Below are 24483 nucleotides of genomic sequence, written 5' to 3' on the forward strand. Positions count from 1 at the left end.
ATTCTCAGGAGGCCCGACATGTCTCTCATTCATGAAATAGACTATGGCACCCCGGCCTCCCGCTCTGAAACCATGGTGACGCTGACCATCGACGGCCGCGAGGTCACCGTTCCCGAGGGCACCTCGATCATGCGCGCGGCGATGGATGCCGGCATCGAGGTGCCGAAGCTCTGTGCGTCCGACATGATGGATGCCTTCGGATCCTGCCGGCTCTGCCTGGTCGAGATCAAGGGCCGGGGCGGCATGCCGGCCTCCTGCACCACGCCGGTGGCACCGGGGCTCGAAATATCGACCCAGACACCGCGGCTGAAGGACGTTCGCCGCGGGGTGATGGAACTCTATATTTCCGACCACCCGCTCGACTGTCTGACCTGCGCGGCCAATGGCGATTGCGAGCTGCAGGACATGGCCGGCGCCGTCGGCCTGCGCGACGTGCGCTACGGCTATGACGGCGACAACCATGTCAAGGCGCGCAACAATGGCGACATCAACGCCAAGTGGCTGCCGAAGGACGAATCCAACCCGTACTTCACCTATGATCCGGCGAAATGCATCGTCTGTTCGCGCTGCGTGCGCGCCTGCGAGGAGGTGCAGGGCACATTCGCGCTGACGATCGGCGGCCGTGGTTTCGACAGCCGCGTGTCTGCAGGCATGGCCGAAGACTTCATGTCGTCGGAATGCGTCTCCTGTGGCGCCTGCGTACAGGCCTGTCCGACGGCGACGCTCACCGAAAAATCGGTGATCGAGATCGGCCAGCCGGAACATTCGGTCGTCACCACCTGCGCCTATTGCGGCGTCGGCTGCTCGTTCAAGGCGGAGATGCGCGGCGAGGAACTTGTGCGCATGGTGCCGTGGAAGGACGGTCAGGCGAACCGCGGCCATTCCTGCGTCAAGGGGCGGTTTGCCTATGGCTACTCTACCCACAAGGATCGCATCCTCAACCCGATGATCCGCGAAAAGATCTCCGATCCCTGGCGAGAAGTCACCTGGGAAGAGGCCTATGCGCATGTGGCTGCCGAGTTCCGGCGCATTCAGTACCAATACGGCCGCGAATCCGTCGGCGGCATCACCTCGTCGCGCTGCACCAATGAAGAGACCTATCTGGTGCAGAAGCTGGTGCGCGCCGGCTTCGGCAACAACAATGTCGACACCTGCGCCCGCGTCTGCCACTCGCCGACCGGCTATGGTCTCGGCCAGGCCTTCGGTACCTCCGCCGGCACGCAGAACTTTGATTCGGTCGAATTCACCGATGTCGCCGTCATCATCGGCGCCAACCCGACCGACGGTCATCCGGTCTTCGGTTCAAGGCTGAAGAAGCGGCTGCGCGAGGGCGCCAAGCTGATCGTCATCGATCCGCGCCGCACCGACATCGTGCGTTCGCCGCATGTGGAGGCGGCCTATCATCTGCCGCTGAAGCCCGGTACCAATGTCGCGATCCTCACTTCGATTGCGCATGTGATCGTCACCGAAGGGCTCGCCAACGAGGCCTTCATCCGCGAGCGTTGCGACTGGTCAGAATACAAGGACTGGGCGAGCTTCGTCGCCGAGCCCTATCACAGCCCCGAGGCGACCGAAGCCTATACCGGCGTTCCCGCCGATCTCGTGCGCGGCGCCGCCCGGCTGTTTGCCACCGGGGGCAACGGCGCGATCTATTATGGTCTCGGGGTTACCGAACACAGCCAGGGATCGACGACGGTCATGGCGATCGCCAACCTTGCCATGGTCACCGGCAATATCGGCCGGCCGGGCGTCGGCGTGAACCCGCTGCGTGGCCAGAACAACGTGCAGGGCTCCTGCGACATGGGCTCGTTCCCGCACGAGTTGCCGGGCTACCGCCATGTCTCCGACGATGCGACGCGCGAGACCTTCGAGAAGCTCTGGGGTGTCGAGATCTCCAACGAGCCGGGGCTGCGCATCCCCAACATGCTGGATGCCGCCGTCGACGGCACCTTCAAGGGCATCTACATCCAGGGCGAGGACATCCTGCAGTCGGACCCCGACACCAAGCACGTGGCCGCCGGCCTTGCGGCGATGGAATGCGTCGTGGTGCACGACCTCTTCCTCAACGAGACGGCCAACTATGCCCACGTGTTCCTGCCGGGCTCGACCTTTCTCGAGAAGGACGGCACCTTCACCAATGCCGAGCGCCGCATCAATAGGGTGCGCAAGGTGATGACGCCGAAGAACGGCTATGCCGACTGGGAAGTCACCCAGAAGCTGGCGCAGGCGATGGGCATGGACTGGAACTACCGGCACCCTTCCGAGATCATGGACGAGATCGCCGCGACGACACCGAGCTTTGCGCTCGTCTCCTACGACTACCTGGAGAAGATGGGCTCGGTGCAGTGGCCGTGCAACGAGAAGCATCCCGAGGGATCGCCGATCATGCATGTCGACGGCTTCGTGCGCGGCAAGGGCAAGTTCATCCGCACCGAATACGTGGCGACCGACGAGCGCACAGGTCCGCGCTTCCCGCTGTTGCTCACCACCGGCCGCATTCTCAGCCAGTACAATGTCGGCGCTCAGACGCGGCGCACCGACAATGTCGTCTGGCATGCGGAAGACCGGCTGGAAATCCACCCGCACGACGCCGAGCAGCGCGGCATCCGCGATGGCGACTGGATCAGGCTCGCCAGCCGCGCCGGCGAGACGACGTTGCGCTCGCTGATCACCGACCGGGTGGCGCCGGGCGTCGTCTACACCACCTTCCACCATCCGACGACGCAGGCGAACGTCATTACCACCGATTTCTCCGACTGGGCGACCAATTGCCCTGAGTACAAGGTGACCGCGGTTCAGGTGATGCCGTCCAACGGGCCATCGGACTGGCAGCAGGATTATGACGAGCAGGCGCGGCAGTCGCGCCGTATCGCCGGCAAGCTGGAGGCTGCGGAGTAGTCTTCATGGCCGGGCCATCCATGCCGAAGTTCCAGCTGTCGAAGACCGTGCCGGAGGCCGCCCTGCGCGCTGGAACCTGGAGGGACGGTTCTCGTGTCGTTCCGGAAGAAACGCCCGTCGCCTTCACCTTCGGCGGGTCGACCCATGCCGTGATGATGGCCACACCTGGCGATCTCGAGGATTTCGCCGTCGGCTTCAGCCTGACCGAGGGCATCATCGCAGACCCCGGCCAGATCGAGGCGATCGAGGCCATATCCGACGACGTGGGAGGCAATCTCGGCATCGACCTGCAGATTACGCTGAAGGACGAGCAGAACGACATGCTGCGCCTGCGCCGCCGCCATATGGCGGGGCCTGTCGGCTGCGGCCTCTGCGGCATCGAATCGCTCGAGCAGGCGGTGCGACCGACGCCGGATGTTTCTGCCTCGACGCTTCGTCTGTCTGAGGAAGACGTGGTCAAGGCGGTCGCGCTCTTGAACGGCCAGCAGCCGCTGCATTTCGAAACGCGCGCCGTGCACGGTGCCGCATTCTACGTGCCGGGCAGGGGATTGATCGCGGTGCGCGAGGATGTCGGCCGTCACAATGCGCTGGACAAGCTTGTAGGGGCCGCAGCTCGCGCCGGTTTTCGCGGATTTGACGGTGCCGTCGTCGTCACCAGCCGCGTTTCCGTCGAGATGGTGCAGAAGACAGCTGTCGTCGGCAGTCCGGTCATTATCGCCATCTCGGCGCCGACGGCACTTGCGATCCGCACGGCAGAGGCCGCCGGCATGACGCTGATAGCACTTGTGCGTGGCGACGAATTCGAGATTTTCACCCATGCCGAACGCATCAAGTCCGGAGCCGTTGCCGATGTCGCATGACACCAATGCCAAGCTGATCTACATGGCGAACCAGATCGCCACCTTCTTCAAGAGCCAGCCGCAGGACGAGGCCGCCCAGGGCGTTGCAACGCATATCAACAAATATTGGGAGCCGCGCATGCGGCGGCAGTTGTTCCAGCATATCGATGGCGGTGGCGAGGGCCTGAGCCCGCTGGTGCTCGAAGCGGCCCCGAAGATCAAGCGCCCGCAGGCGGCATGAGGACTGCGCCGATCAAAGCTTGGCCCCGCGACCGGGCGGTGACGTTTTCCTGTCCTGATCAAGCCGAAGCGCCGGTCTGAAACCGCCGGCTTTGCCCGTTCGCATCTGCTGAGGCTGATGGATGCAGATCGAGGATCGCCACGCGGCATGATCAGATCCTTTCGGAAGATAGGAGGGAAGGCAGCGACCGGTCGCTGCCTTCCCCTATTCCTGAGCGCGGGGTGCAGGGATTGCGCTCAGAAATTCTGCCATCCGTCGTTCGTTGGTGCGACGGCAAGGGCTTGTCGTTGTCCGCCGCGCAGGGTGCGGGCGGGTGTGTGCATGCGCGTTGTCTGCTGGCGATCCTCGCCGTAGCGCGGCATCTCGATTTGCGCCGTCTCCTGGCCGATCTGGAACTGCCTGAGCAAGGCGTGAAGGGCCTCTGCTTCCCGCGACATGTTGTGGCTCGCAGCAGTGCTTTCTTCCACCATGGCGGCATTCTGTTGGGTGGCCTGATCCATCTGGTTGACCGCCTGGTTGATTTCCTTCAATCCCGTCGATTGCTCGCGGGCGGCCTCGACGATGGCCGAGACGTTGAGGTTGATCTCCTGTACCTGGACCAGGATTTCCTCAAGTGCTGCCCCCGTCTGCCCGACAAGCGAGACGCCGTTCTTGACGTGGTCGCTGGAGGTGGTGATCAGCGCCTTGATCTCCTTGGCCGCCTGGGCCGAGCGTTGGGCAAGTTCCCGGACTTCCTGGGCGACGACGGCAAACCCCTTGCCTGCTTCACCGGCACGCGCCGCTTCGACGCCGGCATTCAATGCCAGTAGATTGGTCTGGAAGGCGATGTCGTCGATGACGCCGATGATGTTGGAGATCTCGCGTGAAGATTGCTCGATCTGATCCATCGCACCGATGGCGCTTTTGACGACGCTGCCGGAGCGCTCGGCTCCCGCCTTGGTCTTGGCAACCAGCCCGCCGGCCTCCTCGGCGCGGCGGCTGCTGTCGGCGACTGTCGTGGTGATCTCATCGAGGGCGGCTGCGGTTTCCTCCACCGAGGCGGCCTGCTGCTCCGTGCGCTTGGAAAGATCGTCCGCGGCCGAGCGGATCTCGCGCGCTCCGGAAGCGATGGCGTTGGCATTGTCGCCGACGGTCCGCATCGCCCGACAGAGCCGATCGATCGCACCATTGAAATCGGTGCGTACCGCTTCCATGCTGGGAACGAAGGGCGTCGGCAGGCTGTGGGTGAGATCGCCCTCGGCAAGCGCCTGAAGGCCATCGCCGAGCGCCTTGATCGCGCCCATGCGCTCACTGACGTCGGTTGCGAACTTGACGACCTTGTAGACCTTGCCGTTCGTGTCGCGGATCGGATTGTAGGCCGCCTGGATCCAGATCTCCTTGCCGCTCTTGCCGTAGCGCACGAACTCGTTGGAGATGAACTCGCCGGCAGCCAGCTTCTTCCAGAACTCGGCATACTCAGAGCCTTGCACGTAGGCCGGATCGCAGAACATGCTGTGATGCCTGCCCTGAATTTCCTTCAGGCTGTAGCCGAGCGCGTTGCAGAAGTTCTCGTTGGCGGTGACGATCTCGCCCGAAGGGGTGAATTCGATCACTGCCTGCGATTTCGAGATGGCATCGAGCTTGCCGCCATCCTCATTCGCCTTGATCTTGGCGGCGGTGATGTCGCTTGCCAACTTCACGACCTTGTAGGGCTTGCCGTTGTGGAAGACGGGGTTGTAGGTCGCCTGGATCCAGATTTCGCGGCCGCCCTTGGCCAGGCGCTTATAGGCATTGGCGTCGAATTCGCCCCGTCCAAGCCGGGCCCAGAAATCACGATACTCCTGCGTCTGCACATAATCCGGTGCGCAGAACATGCGGTGGTGCTGGCCGACGATCTCCTGCAGGGTGTAGCCGAGTGCCTGGCAGAAGTTTTCGTTGGCCGTCAGAATTTTTCCCGTGAGATCGAACTGGATCATGGCCTGCGACTTTGACAGCGCGGCGACGATCTGGCGCGAATCCAGGCTCCGTCCGAAAGAGAACATGATTACCCTCTGATTTGGTTCTTGTTGTTTCAAGCGGAAAGCCGGGACTCGTTACGTGCGGTGTCGACAGGGCGTGCGGGGCCGAAAGCGGCGCAGGCTCCGGGGACAAGGACAAATGCCGGCATGCCGAAAATTGTCTGGTCCGTCGTCCGCCGGCCCAATCGGGGTCAGCGTTTTCTTGCTGCGGGGGAGTTCGAACTCGTGGGCGTTCATGCCCATGACGTGTTGCTTATGCAATCTACGTTAGTATCAGGATTATTAAGCATCTGTTAAAATAGCAATTATCAGTTTTGAGTTGTGAAAACTTGCATGCTGTTTATAGGTTGAATTAGCAACTTGTCGTTTACGAATCGCCCGCGACGCTTTGAAGCCGGACGAGGCGGACAAAAAAAGCCGCCTTGCCCAACGGCAAAGCGGCTCCGATACGGTGACCTGCCCTGTTGTTAGGCGGCCATTTCCTCGACTTCGCGTTCCTTGAACATGCGCGCGAGGTTGAGGAAGCAGATCATGCCGTTCTCATTGGCGATGATGCCCTCGGCAAAGCTCTTGTCGAAGGAGGCGGTGACTTCCGGAACCGGTTGTACCTGGTTGCCCTGGACCGTGAGGATGTCGGAAACGCGATCGACCACCAGGCCGATCACCATGTTGTGCACTTCGGCAACGACGATGGCGCTGCGCTCATTGGCCGTGGTCGACTTCATGCCGAGCTTGTGAGCCAGGTCGATGATCGGGATCACGGTTCCGCGCAGATTCATCACGCCGATGACCTCGGGCGGCGAATGCGGGATCGGGGTCGAGGGGGCCCATCCACGGATTTCACGGATCGTGGTGGTCTTGACGCAGAATTCCTGATCGTGGAGGCGGAACGCGATGATTTCCAGCGTCTCGCCGTCGAAACCAGCCGTCCTGAGTGTGCTTGTCATCGAAGGTCCTTCCAGCTTTCCGGTCGACGCCACAAGGCGCGACACCGCCAAACTCGTTACATCTCCGTGCGGTGCGGTCGCGGCTGGCGCGGCCATTGAGCCGATGGGGAGCGTTTTCAAAAGTCCGCCGACGACATCCGGCGGGGCGCAGCTGCATCATGCGCGGAGGAACCGCTTTGCGCTTTGGGAAGGGACTATAGGCCGGGATTCGTTAAGACTTGCTTTTGCAAGTGCTAATACCACTTGCGCCCCTGATGATGCCGGGGCGCAAGGGAAAATGCTGCGATGGCTGAAGATCAGGCGGAGGCGAGAACCTTGGCAAACTGTTCCACGGCCCAATCGACCTGCTCGGCGGTGATCACGAGCGGCGGTGCGATGCGGATCGTGTCGCCGTGGGTGTCCTTGGCAAGGATGCCGAGTTGCTTCAGCGCTTCGCAATATTTACGGGCGCCACCGGCTTCCGGCACCAGCTCGACCGCCAGCATCAGGCCGCGTCCGCGCACTTCCTTGATGATGTTCGAGCGGATGTCGGTCAGGCCCTTCTGGAAGCGGTCGCCCATGCGCGCCGAGTTCTCGATCATGCCTTCTTCGGTCAGGGCCTTGAGTGCCGCGCGGGCGATGGCGCAGGCAAGCGGATTGCCGCCGAAGGTCGAGCCGTGCTGGCCGGGCTTGAGGACGCCCAAGACTTCCGAGTTCGAAAGCACGGCCGAGACCGGGTAGAAACCGCCCGAAAGCGCCTTGCCGATCAGGGTCACGTCCGCTTCGATGCCTTCGTGTTCTTCGGCCAGCAGCTTGCCGGTGCGGCCAAGGCCGGTCTGAATCTCGTCGAGGATCAGCGTGATGCCATGTCTGGTGCAGAGTTCGCGGACCGCCGGGAAATAGCCCGGTGTGGGAACCAGCACGCCGGCTTCGCCCTGGATCGGCTCGACCAGGAAGGCGACGGTGTTTTCGGTGATTGCGGCGCGGAAGGCGTCGATGTCGCCGAAGGGCACGACCTTGAAACCGGGCGCAAACGGGCCGAAGCCGGTGCGCGCGTCCGGATCGGTCGAGAAGCCGACGATGCCCATGGTGCGGCCATGGAAGTTGTTGGAGCAAACGATGATCTCGGCCTTGTTTTCGGCCACACCCTTGACCTCGTAGCCCCACTTGCGCACGGCCTTGACGGCGGTCTCGACGGCTTCGGCGCCCGAGTTCATCGGCAGCACCTTGTGCGAACCGGTGAGCGCCGCGATCTCCTCATAGAAATGCGCGAGCTGATCGTTGCGGAAGGCGCGCGACGTCAGCGTCAGCTTCTGCGCCTGCTCCATCATCGCCTGGAAGATCTTCGGGTGGCAGTGGCCCTGGTTGACGGCGGAATAAGCCGACAGGCAGTCGAGGTAGCGATTGCCTTCCATATCCCAGACATAGACGCCTTCGCCGCGCGAAAGCACGACGTCGAGCGGTTTGTAGTTGTGTGCGCCGAGCCGGTATTCGGTTTCGATCAGGGCTGCTGTGGTGTTCATCCGTCGTCCTCCGTTATTTTTCTACTTCAGGCGCTGCGGGTCGGGCGGTCGAGGACGCGGCGGCCGAAAAGGCTCGCGGTCAGCTCGACCAGGACACGCGCGCTCTTGCCGCGATCGTCGAGGAACGGGTTCAGTTCGACGACGTCGAGGGAGGAGACGAGATCGCTTTCCCAGAGCATTTCCATGATCAGGTGAGCTTCGCGGAAGGTGGCGCCGCCGGGCACGGTGGTACCGACACCGGGTGCCAGCTCGGGATCCATGAAGTCGACGTCGAGGCTGACATGCAGGAGGCCGTTGGCCGAGCGGACCTCGTCGAGGATATGACGCATGATGTGCGCCATGCCGAGCTCGTCGACCGCGCGCATGTCGTAGACGCGTACGCCGTGTTCGGCGATCTCTTCGCGCTCGCGGTCATCGACCGAGCGGATGCCGACCTGGAAGACCTTGGTCGGATCGACCATCGGCCGGTCCGCCGGCAGGATCGGGGTGAACTCGGCCTGGCCGCAGAAGAAGGCGACCGGCATGCCGTGCATGTTGCCGGATGGCGACGTGGCCGGAGAGTTGAAGTCGGCGTGGGCATCGAGCCAGAGCACGAACAACGGACGGCCGACTTCGGCGGCGTAACGCGCCATGCCGGAAACGCTGCCCATCGACAGCGCGTGGTCGCCGCCCAGAATGATCGGAAAATGGCCCTTGCGCACGGTGTCATGAACCGAGTCGTGCAGCGCGCGGGCGAAGGCAGCGACGATCTGCAGGTTGTTGGCGCCTGAATGGTTGGCAAGGTCGCGCGCCGGCAGCGGCTTGACGTCGCCTTCGTCGTAGACGGTGTGCCCGAGGTCACGCAGAACGGTGTCGATACCTGCAATGCGGAGCGCCGTCGGCCCCATGGCCGCGCCGCGTCGTCCAGAACCTTCTTCGATGGGTGCGCCGATCAGCGTGATGGTCGTCATATCAGCCCGTTCCTTCCTGGTGATTCCCGTGAGTTGCGCGGATTATCGTCAAAACGCGTGACAGCAAAAAGATGGAAAACTGTCGATTGGAGAGATAAGATCGACAGATTGCTAAGTCCGATTTTACAAAGTGAGAGCTATGGACGACCTTGACCAGGCGCTGATCAGCGCCTTGCGCCAGAATGCCCGCCTGCCGGTCTCGACCCTTTCGGCGCGCACCGGCGTCTCGCGCGCTACCGTTGCAGCCCGCATCGACCGGCTTGTGGCCAACGGCACGATCGCCGCCTTCACCATCCGCACCGGATCGGAAATTCCAGCCTCTGGGGTGCGTGCCGTGGTGATGATCGAGGTGCACGGCAAGATGGCCGACCGGGTTGCCGAACAGTTGCGCGGTCTGCCGCAGGTGAGAGCGCTGCACAGCACCAACGGCCGCTGGGACTTCATCGCCGAACTCGAGGACCGGGACCTGGTGTCGTTCGACGAGACCCTGAGGCGGATCCGTTTGATCGACGGCATTACCGTGACGGAGACGAACATCCTGTTGAAAACGAGCAAGCTGACGGGCGCATTCTAGTCGTTCTGGGCGCGCCGGGCGGCCTGCGAAAAGCATCGCCGTGAGCTGATTGTTCTTGATTTGTTCTCTTCTTTGTATATGATGTGCGCCTCACCCGAGATTGGAGGATGTCATGGTCATCAATGGCGGCAGGCTGGCCGATCGGCAGATCTGTGTGAAGCTTTTTGTCCGGCATGGCGATGAGGACCGCGCCATTGCCTTTTATCGCGATGTGCTGGGCGCCGAACTGGTCCAGCGACATGAATGGCCGAGCGGCATCCTGACCAGCGCCGATCTCAGGATCGGCGAATCCGTCTTCAGGATTGCCGGTGCCAATCCGCGCCGTGACGCCGAGCCGAAGCTTGGCGGGCCAAGGTCGCCGCACGCGCTTGGCACCACGGCGGTCATTCTCGAACTGCATGTGAAGGACGTCGACCGGGTCATCGGCCGGGCGATCGGGGCGGGGGCTGCACTCAGGAACCCGGCCGAGACGCTGTCGACCGGAGACCGCGTCGGCGCCTTCATCGATCCGTTCGGCCATATCTGGGCGCTGTTCAATGCCCTTGAAGATATCGATTTCGGGGATGCCGATATCGTCGATCTGAACCTTGAGGCCCGCGACGCCGCATAGGCGGCGCGGGCCATGTCGCCCTTGCTTCGGTGCGTTCAGAAGAACTCGTCGAGAAGGCAGTAGAAGTCGAGTTTTTCCGGATCGGCGCGACGGATGCCGTAAAGATCGAGAAACGGCTGAACCCATTCCTTCCCGAGATTATACGTGATGCTGCGGCAGGTCAGCGCGAGATCCTGATAGGGATCGGCAACGCCCAGACGACTGCAATCGATGAAGCCGGCGAAGCGACCGTCCCGGGCGATGACGTTTGGCAGGCAGGCGTCGCCGTGGGTGACGACCAGTTTTCCTTCCCGCGGGATTTTGGCTTGAAGCTCGACGAACAATTCTTCAGCGGTCTTGCCAAGCCGCGCCTCATCGAAATCGGTCACATCGATCACGTCCGCCTCTGCGCGCAGCTTGGCGGCCGCCACGCGTGCGCCGACCCTGTGGTCGAAGGGGCACGTCTCGGCGTCAAGCGCATGCATGCGACGCACCGCTTCGGCAAGGAGGACGACCTGTTCTGACGCAGCAAGGGTGCTGGAGGCAAGGTCGACGCCGTCGACCGCCTCCATCAGCAGCCAGTTGCGGCGTGCGTATACGTCGCGGGCGATGACGCGCGGGCAAGGCATCCCCTGCTTGCCCAGCCATTCGAGCCGCTCGGCCTCGTCGCCAAGCTCGTCGAAGGGACCGGACTGCTCGACCTTCAGAACCAGAGGAGGGCGCGCTTCGGCGCCGAACAGGAAGACGCTCGATTCCGACTGGCCAAGACTGTCCTTTCGCCAGGAATAGCCGTCGAGCAGCGGTGCGAAATCAGGCGGAAGATCGATATCGGGAAGCTGAAGAGACAAGAAACACCTGAAGCTATGCGTTGTGCCGAAAGTGCAGACGGGAGCCCTGCTTGTCCTCCTGGACGCAGGCAGCTCGCCGTAGCATCGTGAAACTGCGCGTGTTTTCAACGCTAAACCCCATGGGCTCAAGGCATGAAAACACGCAACGGTGGTGGGAGGGCATGTAGGGACGGGATTGTGCAAAAACCATGTCGGCCCGGCAGCAATGCGTTCATTCCTCGCGCAATCTCGATGCAATCCGCACAAAATACCGCTTGAGCCGAACCTAGGGTCATACCTTAGAAGACGATGGCAGGAGACTTTCATGAGCGACAAGCGAAACCGTGACCCCCTTCTGACCGCTGCCGAATGCGCCGAACGTCTCGGCCTGACGGTCAGGGCGCTGCGCGTCTATGAAGACCGGGGCCTGATCGCGCCGCGCCGGACGGACAAGAACTGGCGGCTCTATGGCGGCGCGGAAATCGCGCGGCTGACCGAGATCCTCGCCCTGAAGCGTCTCGGCCTCAGCTTGACCCGGATCACCATTCTGCTTGCCGGCACCGCGCCGGATCTCGGCCAGACGCTGACGATCCAGCAATCCGCGCTCGCCGATCTGCGCGACCGGGTCGAGCACAGCCTGTCGCTGGTCGGCGCTGCGCTCAAGAAGATATCGAGCGGCCAGGCCGTCTCGATCAGCGAACTCATCACGCTTGCCAAGGAGACCAGGATGACCGATCTATCGCCGGACACCGTCGCATGGCGACGCTACGAGCAGGCACGGCCGCGGACGGAAGTTCGCTTCGAGCCCGACAAACACGGCTCCGTTGTCGGCGACTTCCAGTTCGAGACAGGTGACGTGCTCAGCATCATCTGTCGCGACGGCGGACTGATGGCACAGTTGACCGGACAGAGCGCGATCGACATCTATCCTGAAGCGGACCACCTGTTCTTCTACCGGGTCGTCCAGGCGCAGCTTTCCTTCACCCGTAACGACCGGGGTGACGTGGAAAGCGTGGTCCTGCACCAGGGCGGCTACGAACAGACGGCGAAGCGCATCGACGAGAGAAGGGCGCGCGCCGTTGCCGACGATCTGGAGAAACGGGTGAAGGACAAGATTCCGTTTCCCAACAGCGAGGCATTGCTTCGCCGCCTCATTGCCGAGCATCAGCGCGGCGAGCCCGACTATGACGCAATGATGCCGGCACTTGCGGCAGTGGCGCGTGAGCAGGCGCCGATCGTCAAGGCAGAACTCGACCGTCTGGGGCAACTGCAGGCCGTTGTGTTCAAGGGCGTGCTGCAGGAAGGCTCCGACGTGTATGATGTGCGGTTCGACAAGGGAACTCTGGAATGCGGACTGACGCTCACCTCCGATGGCAAGCTCAGCGGTATCTACTTTCGCCCGGCGCTGTAAGGCGCAGACCCCGAACCGGTCGCGGGCCAGTTGGAGTCAGCAGGCCATAACGAACAAGCCACGGATCGCTTTCGATCCGTGGCTTGTTCGTTATGGCGAAAGCAGGCGCAGCGACAGCCGAGGCGACGTCGTTCACCTGGCGGCTCAGTATTCCTTTTCGAAGAAGATGCCGCCTGATGCCGAGCCGTCGCCGGCGGCCGAGCCCTTGAGCTTGACGCCCTTGCCGACATCGAGATTGATCACGGCCTTGCTGGAGCCTGAGTCCGAACCCTGCTGCAGTTCGATGTAGGTGCGGTCGTTCAGATATTTGCCGGCCCGCACCGAGGCGCCGCCCTTCTCGTCAGTGGTGACGTCGAGATCGTCGACGCCGAGCTTGTTGCGCAGACCATCGAGCAGCGAGGTCGAGCCGCCGCCCGCCAGCTGGCTGACGGCCGACGCAAGCTGGGCGATCTGGAACGCCGAGAGGTTGGACAGCGAGCGGTTGAAGATCAGCTGCGCCAATATTTCATCCTGTGGCAGGGCCGGCGACGACGAGAAGGTGATCTGCGGATTGTTGGCGAAACCGGCGACACTGACGGTGATGGTCGTCGCGCCGGAAGTCGAGGTCGCCTTGAGATCGAGCGTCGGAATCAGGTCGCCACCAAAGCCGATGGTGCCGTCGGTAAAGGTCAGGCGCTTGCCGAGAATTTCGAGGCGGCCGCGGCGCATCTCGAAACCACCTGAGATCGTCGGCTGCACGGCCGTGCCGCGGATGGTCAGATCGCCTCCGAGTTCGGCGTCGATGCCGCGTCCGCGCACGAAGACCTGATTGGCGGTTACGCCAAGGTTGAAGGCAATGACGCCGCTGGCACTGGCGCCTGCCGGCCTCTCGTCCCTGCGCAGGTCCTTCGCCATCTGCTGCACCTTGGGCGGTGCATTCCTGTGCTTGATGTCGATCGCCGACAGCGAGGTCGGCAGTTTTTCCGGGATGGTAATCGCTGCCCTGCGGATCGTTACCCTGCCGCCGAGGGTCGGGGTGGCGACCAGCGGACCCGTCAAGGTCATCTCGCCGGCGAGCTGGGCGTTGAACAGCGTGCCGTCGACATAGCTGGCGTTGTTGAGCCGGATCGTCAGGTTGGCCGGGAAGCCGGAGCCGGCAACGGTACCGACGGTGCCGGTGACCTCGACCGAGCCGCCGCTTGCAAGGTTGGCGGAAAGCCTTGATATCGTCGCCTGCCTGCCGTCGAGCGCCACGTTGGCTGTCAGATTGTTGAGTGCGAGGTTGCGCCGGACGTCGACGAGGCGGCCGCCCGAGGTGGTGATCGTTCCGGCAATCTGCGGCGCCTTGGCCGATCCTGATATCGTGAGATTGACGGCCGCCTGACCGGTGAGGGTGAAGCCCTGCTCGGCCATCAGGTTCGCAATCAGCGCAAAGGGTACATTACCGTTGAACCTCATTGATATCGGCATGTTGCCGCCGATATCGACATTGCCGCCACCCCTGAAGGAGAGACCGCCGGCGCCCGACAGCGTGGTGTCGAGTGTCACACGGTTGTTGGCAAACCTGCCGTCGGCTGAAATGTCGAAGGCGCCGACGCCTGCGCTGCGCGCCGCCGAAAGCGAGGCGCCGGACCATTTGAGGTTATAGGCGACGAGCGGTGCCGCTGCCGTTCCGTCGACGTCGACGGTGCCGGCGATCGTGCCTTCCGCGCCGAGATCGGGGGCAAAGGCATTGACGAGTGCAGCCGGCAGGGCGTTGAGCTTTGCGGTGATATCCAGCTTTTCGCCGGCGGTGCCACTGACGGCGATCGTGCCCCTCGATGCCTGGACCGTCAGGGCATTCAGGCGCACGGTGCCCTTCTCGATCACGATCACGGTGGGTGCCGCGAGCTTCAGCGCAATCTGTCTCGGTGTTGCCCCGAAGGAGGAAAGGCGGATTTCCGTGCGGCCGTTCGAACTCGTCAGATCGCCCTTGGCCGTCAGCGGTCCGCCGTCATATCTGCCGTCGATGGCAAAGCCGGTCTTGCCGGCCTGCTGTGTGAAGTCGAGGCTCAAGCCGGAAACCCGGTTAGGCCCTTGCGCAATCGTCTCCGCCCGCACACTGCCCTTGATCGCCAGCGCCGACAGATCGGCAATGGTAATGTCGGCCGTCGGCTTGGCGATCGTCAGGTCGCCGCGCTTGATGCCGCTGCCGCCAGCCTTGAGCACGATCGAGGTGATGCCGTTGGTCGTCTTGATCGCGGCCGAGCCGGCGAGATCGCCGGACGCCTTCTGGCCGGCCATGGCGGCAAGCAGCCCGAGGTCCGGAAGCTTGAAATCGACGGTCCCATCCGGCTTGAAGTCGGGCGTGAAGCTGATGGCGCCGTTGAGCGTGTTCTCGCCGATCCTGGCTTCGAGCACCGGGATCGATGTGCGACCGTCCTTCGATACGACGTCGGCACGTACGTCGATCGGCTGGCCGTCGAGTGCTCCGGTTGCCGTCAGCTTGGCCTGCGGGCTGCTCTGGTTCGCGGTGGCGTCGGCCTTGATCGTCAGGTCGCTCAGCGTGCGACCGGCGAGTGTCGCGCCGCTCGAGGTCAGTTCCGCCTTGATGCCGAGTTCGGAAAGCGGTCCGGTTACCCCGGCGGTGAAGTCGGCCTTGCCCTTGGCATCGGCAAGCAACTTGCCGAGGTCCGGCAGGACACCCTTGAGATCCGCCGTCAGGTTGCCGCCGGCGAGCGCCACGGAACCGGCAGCTTCGATCGTCCCGGATTTGAGATCGATGTTCTCGATGGTGACGCTGCCGTCGGCGCCGGTCTTGAGGCTGCCGGCAAGCGCAATGGTGCCGTCGAACTTCGCGGCCGCTGCCGGCGGCAGGGCGCTTGGCACCGCGAAGAGCTTGAAGGTGGCAGCGACCGTGTTGGTTTCCCGGGAGAAGGCGCCTTCGACCGTGCCGCCGATGCCGGGGCTTTCGATCGTCACCGGGTTGAAGGCGATGCTGTCCGTGGCGACCACGATGTCGCCGACGATCTTCATCGGTGCCTGGACCAGGCGCGCGAGATCGGCATTGTCGAAGCCCGCCTGGCCGACCTCGACCGTTGTCTTGATCGGGCCTGACTGTGTCGCGAGGTTGAAGCCGTCGCTTTGAGCCGAGAGCTTGACGGCGCCGAGCGCCACATCCGGCAGTGCGACGGAGGCAACATCGGCAGCGATGTCGAGGATTGCCGACTGGGCGTCGCCGATCACCGACAGGTTGACTGTGTTGATCAGGGTGCGGGCTTCGCCCTTTTCCAGCGGCCAGCGGAAATCGATCGCGCCGTTGGTGCCGGCAAGGTTTGCCTGCAGATTGTTGTCGCCCTTGCTGTTGAACGTGCCCGACGCGCTGAGTGCGAGCGCGCCGGTCGAGATGGTGCCCTTGTCGACGCGCACCATGCCTTTGCCGTCGAAGGCGGTGGCAAGATCGATGCTGGTGCTGCCCTCGAACATCGGCCGAAGTGCCGGCGGCATCAGCGAACCGAAGCCGCCACCACCGGTAAGCGTCAGCGTATGCATGCCGTCCGTCGTCTGGACATGGCGCCCGTCGAACTTGAGGATCTCGTTGCCGTCGAGCGCCGCCGTTCCGGTTCCGGCCCAGTCCGAAAGGGGGCCGTCGCCGTTGACCGTGATGTTGACGGCGGGTTCGTTCGGCAGGCGCAGGAGCTTGGCCAGAACGCCGTTGGCGGGCTCGTTGACCGTTGCTTCCAGCTTCAACTCGTTGCCGGCCGGATTGAAGACGATGTCGGCGATGGCACGGGCTTCGGGCCGGTCGCGTTGCGCCGCGGTGACGGCGAGCGCGATGCTTTCATTGGTGGCGTTCACCTTGCCGCTTGCGGTCAGGAACTGGTCCTCGCCGGCGATTGCCTTGCCGATGACGATTTCCTTGAGGTCTATCGCGTCGATCTTGACGTCGACCGGCAGCGCGAAGGTCGAGCGCACTTCCTTGGTTTCCGTCGACGGCACAGGCAGACGCTCGACGCGGACGGAGCCGGCCGAGAGCGCAGCGGCGTCGAAGCGGAAGGAGAGGAGGGCCGCGGGCGACCAGTTGAGCGAGAGGTCGCGAACCTCCGCGTAAATGCCCTCGCCGTCGAACAGCGTCACGCTGCCGGCGGTGAACGTTCCTGTTAACAGCGGGCTGGGGTCGGCGATCCGCACGATCTGGTCGGGAGTGGCCGCATATTTCTCGATCGCCCAGGCGACAAGACGGGCGCCGGGTGTCGTGAAGCCGACGAAGGCGACGAGAAGAAGGGCTGCGACCGCGAGAGCGCCAAGCACGTAAAGGCCATAGCGCAGCGTCGCGCGAAGAAAGCGGACGACCTGATTCATGAACTACCCATAACGCAACTTGCGTCGCTGCGGAATCTTTGCCGACGGAAACTCCGGGCGATCGGGCTAATTTTACCGCCCACGCGCAGAAATCGGTCGAAACCGGCCTGAATCAGAAGGACTGACCGATACCGGCATAGATGCCGTAGGTCGTGCCGCCGGGATATTTGTTGAGCGGCATGGCCACATCGAGACGGATTGGCCCGAACGGCGTCTGGTAACGAAGGCCGATGCCGGCGCCGGCGCGAATGTCGGAGAAGTCGGGCGTGGTGCTCGCCGATACCGTGCCGGCATCAATGAAGGGAACGATGCCGATCGTGTCGGTGATGGCGATGCGCGCCTCCACCGAAGCGTTGACATAGGAGCGTCCGCCGGTCAGGTCGTTGTTGGCATTGCGTGGGCTGATTTCCTGGTAGGAATAGCCGCGCACGGAGCCGCCGCCGCCAAGATAGAAACGGCGGTTGGCGGGAATGTCGGCCAGGCCGTCGCCGCCGACGAGAACGCCCGCGCCGATCTTGCCGGCGAGAACGAACCGCTTCTCGTCACCGAGCGCGTGATAACCCGATGCCGACGCCTCGAAAGACGAGAAGAAGGTCTGGCCCTTGATCTCGTAGCTCGGCTTAGCGTTGATCAGCGCACGGTAGCCTTCGGTCGCGTTCAGCTTGTCGTCGCGGGTATCGCGCACATATTCGAGCGGAATGGCGGCCGTCAGGTACGAGTTCGAGCCGAAGGCGTCGTCGACATCCGCCCAGCTGAGTTCCCCGCCACCCGAGACCGTGTCGGTCGGCGACAGCTCGAACGTCGCCCCAGCCGCACCAGTCAGGATCTTGGCACGATAGGCATCCGGATCCTGAATGTTGGCCTTGAGGCTGGCGGTGAAGGTCGAGGTTGGACCGAAGGCGCCGGGCTTGGCGAAAAGGATGCCGGCGGAATAGTCGAGCTTGTCGAGCTCCTGGGTCTCGCCGATACGGTCGATCGAGCCCTCGATGCGCAACGATTCCGCCCGGCCGAACAGATTGCGGTGCCCCCAATAGCCGGAAAGCCCGAGGCCATCCGTGGTCGAGACCTGGGCGCCGAAGCCGAAATAACGGTGCTTGCCTTCGGACACCTCGATCTTCATCGGGATCGAGCCATCGGGCGAAAGCGTGTTGGCCTCCTTGATCGTGACGCTGGAGAACGCACCGAGCTGGCGCAGCCGCTCGGAGGCCCTGCGGATGTCCTCGGGCGAATAGGGGCGGCCTTCGTTGAGCCGCGAATAGTCGCGCACGAAACCTGGATCGACGGTCTTGGTTCCGGAAACGCTGACCTCGCCGACGGGTGCGACCGGCCCGCCTTGCGCTGATATCACCACGTCGACGGTCGAATCCGCGTGATCGGCAACGACGCTACGCTCGGTCAGCTTGGCAAACGGTCGTCCCTGTTCGCGCAGATCGTTGACGACCTTTTCGCCCGCCTTGATGATCCGCGTCGAATCCGCCCTTGTTCCGAGCGCGAGATCGTAGTCGGCGGGATTGAGACCGGCGGCATCACCTTCGAACTTGACCGAACCGAGCGTAAACACCGGACCCGGTTTAACGGTCACTGTGACGGGTACGGGCTGGCCGTTGGGGAAGGAGGGATCGGGCGGCAGGCTGTCAAGGCTCTGGCCGTTGATCTGGATCGCCACGGTGCCGCCGTAGCGCGCCTTCTCGTAGAGTGCCGCCAGCAGGCGGTCGCGGTCGTCGCGGGCGCGGATCGCAAGGCCAAGGTCGCCGGAAACCGGTTTTTCCTGGCCCTGGACCAGCTGCGAGCTGTTTTCCAGCGCCTCTTTCAGTTCCTTGTCGTCGGTGCCGGCTTCAAAGGTGAGGGTGTAGTTGACCGGGTCGATGACCTGCGCCTCGTCCTCGTCGCCCTCGAAAAACTTCATGCCGAAGATCTTGAACGCGTAGGCTTTGCTCGCAGACATGGGGCCAAGCGCGCACGAGGCGGCAACTGCGAGCGCAGTCGCTGCCTTCCAGTACGCAATACTCGACCGTGGTGGGGACATTCGCTTCCGCATCCCGTCTTAAGGCGACCCAATACAAACTGCCTTCAATATGCGGCGGGGTCACTATTGCATGCCTAAGGTTTTCCATCTGTTAACGATGACGACGCTCCGCATCCACCCCTGAGGCCCAGATTCCGGGTCGATTTCGCTGAAAAAGACCCGGAATGTTGTCAGCGCAGCACAAAAACCGAGTGCCGTAGCCGAGATGGCGGTTGCCGTGGACGTCTGCTGGGCGATGTTTACTGGGCATCGGATGGTCGCATCGAGGCAACGCCGCAGCGTCAAGCCGGCTCGGGCAACGCCCGTAACCTGGGAACCTGCGAGGCGATGATAACAAGAAACTGGATGAGGAAACCCACTGTTGCGACCGCCAGGCAAGCCTTGACGCCATGGTGGGTGGCGACGATGGCGCCGAGCGCTGCGCCAACCGGCCTTGCGCCGAATGTTGCCGTGGTGATGAAGGCCGAAACTCGACCCAGCATCGCGTTCGGGGTGATGGCCTGCCTAAGCGTCAACGTGGCGATCGACCAGAGAACCGGTCCCGCACCGAACAGAAAGAAGCTCAATCCCGCAAGCGCGCCATGGGGGAACCAGATCGTCAACAGCATGACGACGGCTGCGAGCAGACCGCCAAGCGGACCGAGCGCGATCATGGCGCCGAAGGGAATGCGGCGCGCAATGGCAGGGGCGGCATAGGCGCCGATCATCATGCCGGCTCCATAGATGCCGAGCGTCACACCGACACCGGTTGCCGTCAATCCGAGCGTGCGGACCGCGTAGGCGACATAGACCGCCTGCAGCACGAACCAGGACGTGTTGAAGACGATGGCGGTCACGAGGATTGGTCGCAGCAGCGTATGGCCGGCAAGGAACCGCGCGCCTTCAACAAGGTCATGAAGCAGATCGCGCCGTGATCGCGCCGCTTGTTCCTGTTCGCTGAGGCCGGAGAGCAGCACGACGGCGAGAAGGGAAAGCGTGGTCGCCGCGACATAGGCAAGCGACGCGCCGGTCCAGGCGACGATCGCACCGCCGATCGCCGGCCCGCCAGAATAGGCGAGGCTGCGGGCAAGCTCGAGCCAGCGATTGGCATCGGCAAGCTGCGCGCGTGGGACGATCGCCGGGATCAGTGCCGGTGCGGCGACATTGTAGCAAACCGTTCCGATTGCCCCGACGAAGCCCATGATCGCGAGAAGCGGCATTGTGAGCATGCCGCTTGCCATCAAAACCAGGGTGGCGACCAGCGACAGGGCGCGCAGGATTTCCGAAAGCACCATGAGCGTTCGCCGCGAGGCACGATCGACGAGCAGGCCGGCCGGAATGGACAAAAGCAGAAACGGCAGCGTCTGGGCCATCTGCAGCCAGCCGGTTTCGGCGGGGCCGGCCGAAAGCAGAAGGACGGCGGCAAGAGGTGCTGCCGCCAAGGCGATTTGCTCGGAAAATTGCGCAAAAAGGTTGGACCAACCGATGCGTTTGAACGCGGAGGGTAGGGCAACGGCAGGCGGTTTGGGCATGGGGATGTCCTCGATCGGTGTGGTTCGAGGCACCTGACAGAATTGCGTTGCCGCCGGCCACCCGGTTCCTGCGGCACTGCGTTCGATGGGGTTACCAGGCGTCAGTGTGTTCGGCAGATCGACGATAGGGGCAGAAAACGAAAAACCCCTCATGGCGGGAACCATGAGGGGTGATGACGTGTCGCCCTGACTGTCATTCGACGTCGGGCATCTTGTCGATGCGATCGACTGTCCGTGCGGCTTAGCGCGGGCAGGAGTCGATGTAGCGGCGGCCGTAGCGGTCGCGGTAGTAGCACTGGCCCGGCTGTTCGGTGACATTGCCGATGACCGCGCCGGAGACGCCACCGATGGCAGCGCCGACAGCTGCGCCACGGACGTCGCCGGTGATCGCGCCGCCGATGATCGCGCCCGAGACAGCGCCGATGCCGGCACCCTTTTCAGTCTGGGTGCAGCTCGCAACCGAAAGGGCAACCAGCACAAGTGCGATGGCTTTCTTCATTGTTCTCTCCGATCTCTACGGATGTCAGCCTGTCGCCTCGTCCGTCCCTTGAGTGATTGGCAAAAAGACGGCTGTCTTTCTCCACCTGAACTTGCAATTGCAGAAAATAAACCGCCCGCTGTGAAAGTCTACAGGAGGTCCGGCGGATTCTCTTCGCCGCCAACATAATGATATCGTTCCTGAACGGGACATGAAGGCCTCATCCCGGCAAGCGCAACCATCACGGAAATTTTTTATCGTCGCCGGCCTTCGGGCGGTTGCGACATTCCAAAAAAAGACAATGATACAGACAAGCCACGGGGACGCGGAGGAGCGGGCCACGAGGCGAAGGGCATCGATAGCAGTTGGCGCGTTTCCAGAAGTCGCGTGAACAGATCATCACCCGGCTTCCCGCGCTCGTGTTGGCATTGACCCACCCGGAGGAGCGAAATGGCGAAAATTACAATGACGGTCAACGGCCGTCAGGTGAGCGGTCAGTGCGATGACCGAACGCTGCTGGTGCATTTCATTCGCGAGAACCTTGGCCTGACCGGCACCCATGTCGGTTGCGACACGTCGCAATGCGGCACCTGTGTCGTCCACATGGATGGAAAGTCGGTCAAGAGCTGTTCCACCCTTGCCGCGCAGGCGGCGGGCTCTGACATCACCACAATCGAAGGCCTTGCTGCAAACGGAGAGCTGCATCCTGTGCAGGCGGCCTTCAAGGCCAATCACGGCCTTCAATGCGGCTTCTGCACTCCGGGCATGGTGATGACGGCCGTCGACATGATCCGCCGGCATGGCGGGCAACTCGACGAGGCGACCGTTCGCGCCGAGCTCGAAGGCAATATCTGTCGGTGCACCGGCTACCACAATATCGTCAAGTCAATCCTGGCGGCTGCCGCCGAAATGGGCGGTGCCCGCGTCGCTGCCGAATGACATCCGGCCCGCGGCGATGATTTGTCGCCGCGATCACATTTCACCGCAGGAGTTTCGCTGGATATCTCGGGAGGAGATCGGCAATGGGCGTTGAAGGTATCGGCGCGCGGGTGGCGCGCAAGGAAGACAAGAGGTTCCTGACCGGCAAGGGACGCTATACGGACGACATGTCGGTGCCCGGCATGAAATATGCGATCTTCGTTCGCAGCCCCTATGCGCATGCGAAGATCAGGTCTATCGACGCGGCGGCGGCCAAGGCCATGCCCGGGGTGATCGGCGTGCTCGACGGCAAGCAGCTGCTCGCCGACGGAATCGGCAATCTCATTTGCGGCTGGATGATCCATTCCAAGGACGGATCGCCGATGAAGATGGGCGCCTGGCGGCCGCTTGCCCACGAGACGGTGCGGTACGTCGGCGATGCCGTCGCCATCGTCGTCGCCGACAGCGTCGCCGAGGCGAAGGATGCAGCAGAAGCCGTCGTCGTCGATTACGAGGAGCTGCCGGTCGTCACCGATGCCACCAAGGCGCTGGAACAGGGCCAGCCGCAGCTGCACCCGGAAGCGCCAAACAATCTGATCTTCGACTGGCAGATCGGCGATCCCGCCGCCACCGACAAGGCGATTGCGGCGGCAGCGCACGTGACCGAGATCACCATCCACAACAACCGCCTGTCGCCAAACCCGATGGAGCCGCGCGCCACGCTCGGGATCTACGACGGTGGCGACGATCATTACACGTGCTACACCACCAGCCAGAACCCGCATGTGGCACGGCTGGTGATGAGCGCCTTCTACAACGTCGCGCCTGAAAACAAGCTGCGGGTGATTGCGCCCGATGTCGGCGGCGGCTTCGGCTCGAAGATCTACATCTACCCCGAAGAGATCGTCTGTCTCTGGGCCTCCAAGCGCACCGGCGTACCCGTCAAATGGACGTCGGACCGGACGGAAGCGTTCCTGACCGACGCGCATGGCCGCGATCACCTCTCGAAGGTGAAGATGGCGTTCGATGCCAACAACCGCATCATCGGGCTGAAGGTCGACACGGTCGCCAATCTCGGCGCCTACATGTCGCTGTTTTCGTCGGCAGTGCCGACCTATCTCTATGCGACGCTGCTGTCGGGCCAGTACGACATCCCGGCAATCCACGCCAATGTGCGCACGGTCTACACCAATACCGCCCCGGTCGATGCCTATCGCGGCGCCGGCCGGCCGGAAGCGACCTATCTCTTGGAACGCACCATGGAGACGGCGGCGCGCGAACTCGGGGTCTCGCCGGCGGAACTGCGGCGGATCAACTTCATCCGCACCTTCCCGCACCAGACGCCCGTGATCATGAACTACGATGCCGGCGATTACGACGCATCGCTCGATGCGGCGATGAAGGCCGCCGACTGGAACGGCTTTGCCGCCCGCAAGGCGGAAGCCGCCGGACGCGGCATGAAGCGCGGCATCGGTATGAGCTGCTACATCGAGGCCTGCGGCATCGCGCCGTCGGCGGCAGTCGGCTCGCTCGGCGCCGGCGTCGGCTTGTGGGAATCGGCCGAGGTCCGGGTCAATGCCGTCGGCACGATCGAGGTCCTGACCGGCTCGCACAGCCACGGGCAGGGGCATGAAACCACCTTCGCCCAGCTGGTCGCCGACCGCTTCGGCGTGCCGATCGACAGTGTCAACATCGTGCATGGCGACACCGACAAGGTGCAGATGGGCATGGGCACCTATGGCTCGCGCTCGGGTGCCGTCGGCATGTCGGCGGTCGTCAAGGCGCTCGACAAGGTCGAAGCCAAGGCGAAGAAGATCGCCGCTCACCTGATGGAGGCGGATGAGAGCGACATCGTCATCGAGAACGGTGAGCTGAAAGTCGCCGGTACCGACAAGACGGTGCCGTGGTTCCAGATGGCGCTGGCCGCCTATACCGCCCACAACCTGCCGCCGGGCATGGAGCCGGGGCTGAAGGAGGGCGCCTTCTACGATCCGGCCAACTTCACCTTCCCGGCCGGCTGCTACATCTGTGAGGTCGAGGTCGATCCGGAGACCGGCGTGACGAAGATCATCCAGTTCGTCGCCGCCGACGATTTCGGCAATATCATCAACCCGATGATCGTCGAGGGGCAGGTGCATGGGGGCCTGGCGCAAGGCATCGGCCAGGCGCTGCTCGAGAACGTTCACTACGATCCGGAAAACGGACAGCTGCTGACGGCCAGCTACATGGACTATGCCATGCCGCGTGCCGACGACCTGCCGTCATTCAAGGTCTCGACCTCGAACACGCCCTGCCCGAACAATCCGCTCGGGATCAAGGGCTGCGGCGAGGCCGGCGCCATCGGCTCGCCGCCGGCGCTGATCAACGCCATCACCGATGCCATCGGCAACAACCGGCTGACCATGCCGGCGACGCCGCAAAAGGTGTGGGCCGCCGCCCACGCCGCCAACTGAGC

General features: G+C 63.3%; 17 protein-coding genes. 8 read left to right on the forward strand and 9 right to left on the reverse strand.

All coding sequences use genetic code 11. From position 1 onward, the window contains the following. Positions 1-18: 18 nt before the first annotated feature. Genes fdhF through HT585_RS19170 form a run of 3 tightly spaced genes read left to right on the forward strand, consistent with a single transcriptional unit; the run spans position 19 to position 3978 of the window. Complete coding sequence (gene fdhF, locus HT585_RS19160; protein WP_176354470.1) at positions 19-2898, forward strand: formate dehydrogenase subunit alpha; 2880 nt, start codon at positions 19-21, stop codon at positions 2896-2898. Positions 2899-2903: 5 nt separating this feature from the next. Then, the gene (gene fdhD / locus HT585_RS19165) at positions 2904-3758 is read left to right on the forward strand and encodes a formate dehydrogenase accessory sulfurtransferase FdhD (protein WP_246707802.1); all 855 of its coding nucleotides are present in this window, start codon (positions 2904-2906) and stop codon (positions 3756-3758) included. Continuing rightward, entirely contained in the window at positions 3748-3978 is a 231-nt protein-coding gene (locus HT585_RS19170; protein ID WP_176354471.1) for a formate dehydrogenase subunit delta, read from the forward strand. The genes fdhD and HT585_RS19170 overlap by 11 nt, the downstream gene beginning before the upstream one ends. A gap of 236 nt (positions 3979-4214) precedes the next feature. Here HT585_RS19170 and HT585_RS19175 read toward each other — a convergent pair whose 3' ends face one another. The 4 genes from HT585_RS19175 to rocF form a co-directional block, all read right to left on the reverse strand. Continuing rightward, on the reverse strand, positions 4215-5999 hold the full coding sequence (locus HT585_RS19175; protein ID WP_176354472.1) for a methyl-accepting chemotaxis protein: 1785 nt from the start codon (positions 5997-5999) through the stop codon (positions 4215-4217). A gap of 443 nt (positions 6000-6442) precedes the next feature. After that, positions 6443-6922: a chemotaxis protein CheW gene (locus tag HT585_RS19180; RefSeq protein WP_025425030.1), complete on the reverse strand. Its 480-nt coding sequence runs from the start codon at positions 6920-6922 to the stop codon at positions 6443-6445. A gap of 296 nt (positions 6923-7218) precedes the next feature. Further along, the gene (rocD, locus tag HT585_RS19185; RefSeq protein WP_176354473.1) at positions 7219-8424 is read right to left on the reverse strand and encodes an ornithine--oxo-acid transaminase; all 1206 of its coding nucleotides are present in this window, start codon (positions 8422-8424) and stop codon (positions 7219-7221) included. Positions 8425-8450: 26 nt separating this feature from the next. Continuing rightward, positions 8451-9374: an arginase gene (gene rocF, locus HT585_RS19190; RefSeq protein ID WP_176354474.1), complete on the reverse strand. Its 924-nt coding sequence runs from the start codon at positions 9372-9374 to the stop codon at positions 8451-8453. 139 nt (positions 9375-9513) lie between these two features. Here rocF and HT585_RS19195 point away from each other — a divergent pair, with 139 nt between their 5' ends. Together HT585_RS19195 and HT585_RS19200 are read left to right on the forward strand one after the other, a co-directional pair. Next, positions 9514-9948, forward strand: a complete 435-nt coding sequence (locus HT585_RS19195; protein WP_065780784.1) for an Lrp/AsnC family transcriptional regulator — start codon at positions 9514-9516, stop codon at positions 9946-9948. A gap of 112 nt (positions 9949-10060) precedes the next feature. Then, positions 10061-10558, forward strand: a complete 498-nt coding sequence (locus HT585_RS19200; protein ID WP_176354475.1) for a VOC family protein — start codon at positions 10061-10063, stop codon at positions 10556-10558. A gap of 35 nt (positions 10559-10593) precedes the next feature. On the opposite strand, the gene HT585_RS19205 is transcribed toward HT585_RS19200, so the two are convergent. Beyond that, entirely contained in the window at positions 10594-11385 is a 792-nt protein-coding gene (locus HT585_RS19205; protein ID WP_246707803.1) for an APH(3') family aminoglycoside O-phosphotransferase, read from the reverse strand. Between the two features lie 304 nt (positions 11386-11689). Here HT585_RS19205 and HT585_RS19210 point away from each other — a divergent pair, with 304 nt between their 5' ends. Further along, positions 11690-12775, forward strand: coding sequence for a MerR family transcriptional regulator (locus HT585_RS19210; RefSeq protein WP_176354476.1), 1086 nt, complete (start codon positions 11690-11692; stop codon positions 12773-12775). A 144-nt stretch (positions 12776-12919) separates the two neighbouring features. On the opposite strand, the gene HT585_RS19215 is transcribed toward HT585_RS19210, so the two are convergent. The 4 genes from HT585_RS19215 to HT585_RS19230 form a co-directional block, all read right to left on the reverse strand. Next, complete coding sequence (locus tag HT585_RS19215) at positions 12920-17095, reverse strand: translocation/assembly module TamB domain-containing protein (RefSeq protein WP_176354477.1); 4176 nt, start codon at positions 17093-17095, stop codon at positions 12920-12922. Positions 17096-17207: 112 nt separating this feature from the next. Continuing rightward, positions 17208-19121 (reverse strand): autotransporter assembly complex protein TamA, encoded by a 1914-nt coding sequence (locus HT585_RS19220; protein ID WP_176354478.1) that lies wholly within the window; start codon positions 19119-19121, stop codon positions 17208-17210. Positions 19122-19402: 281 nt separating this feature from the next. Beyond that, the gene (locus tag HT585_RS19225; RefSeq protein ID WP_176354479.1) at positions 19403-20632 is read right to left on the reverse strand and encodes an MFS transporter; all 1230 of its coding nucleotides are present in this window, start codon (positions 20630-20632) and stop codon (positions 19403-19405) included. 241 nt (positions 20633-20873) lie between these two features. Further along, a complete protein-coding gene (locus tag HT585_RS19230; RefSeq protein WP_065780791.1) occupies positions 20874-21131 on the reverse strand; it encodes a YMGG-like glycine zipper-containing protein in 258 nt (85 codons plus the stop codon). 429 nt (positions 21132-21560) lie between these two features. On the opposite strand from HT585_RS19230, the gene HT585_RS19235 reads away from it, so the two are divergent. Further along, positions 21561-22049 (forward strand): (2Fe-2S)-binding protein, encoded by a 489-nt coding sequence (locus HT585_RS19235; RefSeq protein WP_176354480.1) that lies wholly within the window; start codon positions 21561-21563, stop codon positions 22047-22049. A gap of 83 nt (positions 22050-22132) precedes the next feature. Then, complete coding sequence (locus tag HT585_RS19240) at positions 22133-24481, forward strand: xanthine dehydrogenase family protein molybdopterin-binding subunit (protein ID WP_176354481.1); 2349 nt, start codon at positions 22133-22135, stop codon at positions 24479-24481. Positions 24482-24483 lie beyond the last annotated feature (2 nt).

Origin of the sequence: Ensifer oleiphilus (assembly GCF_013371465.1) — a bacterium.
Lineage (GTDB): Bacteria > Pseudomonadota > Alphaproteobacteria > Rhizobiales > Rhizobiaceae > Ensifer > Ensifer oleiphilus.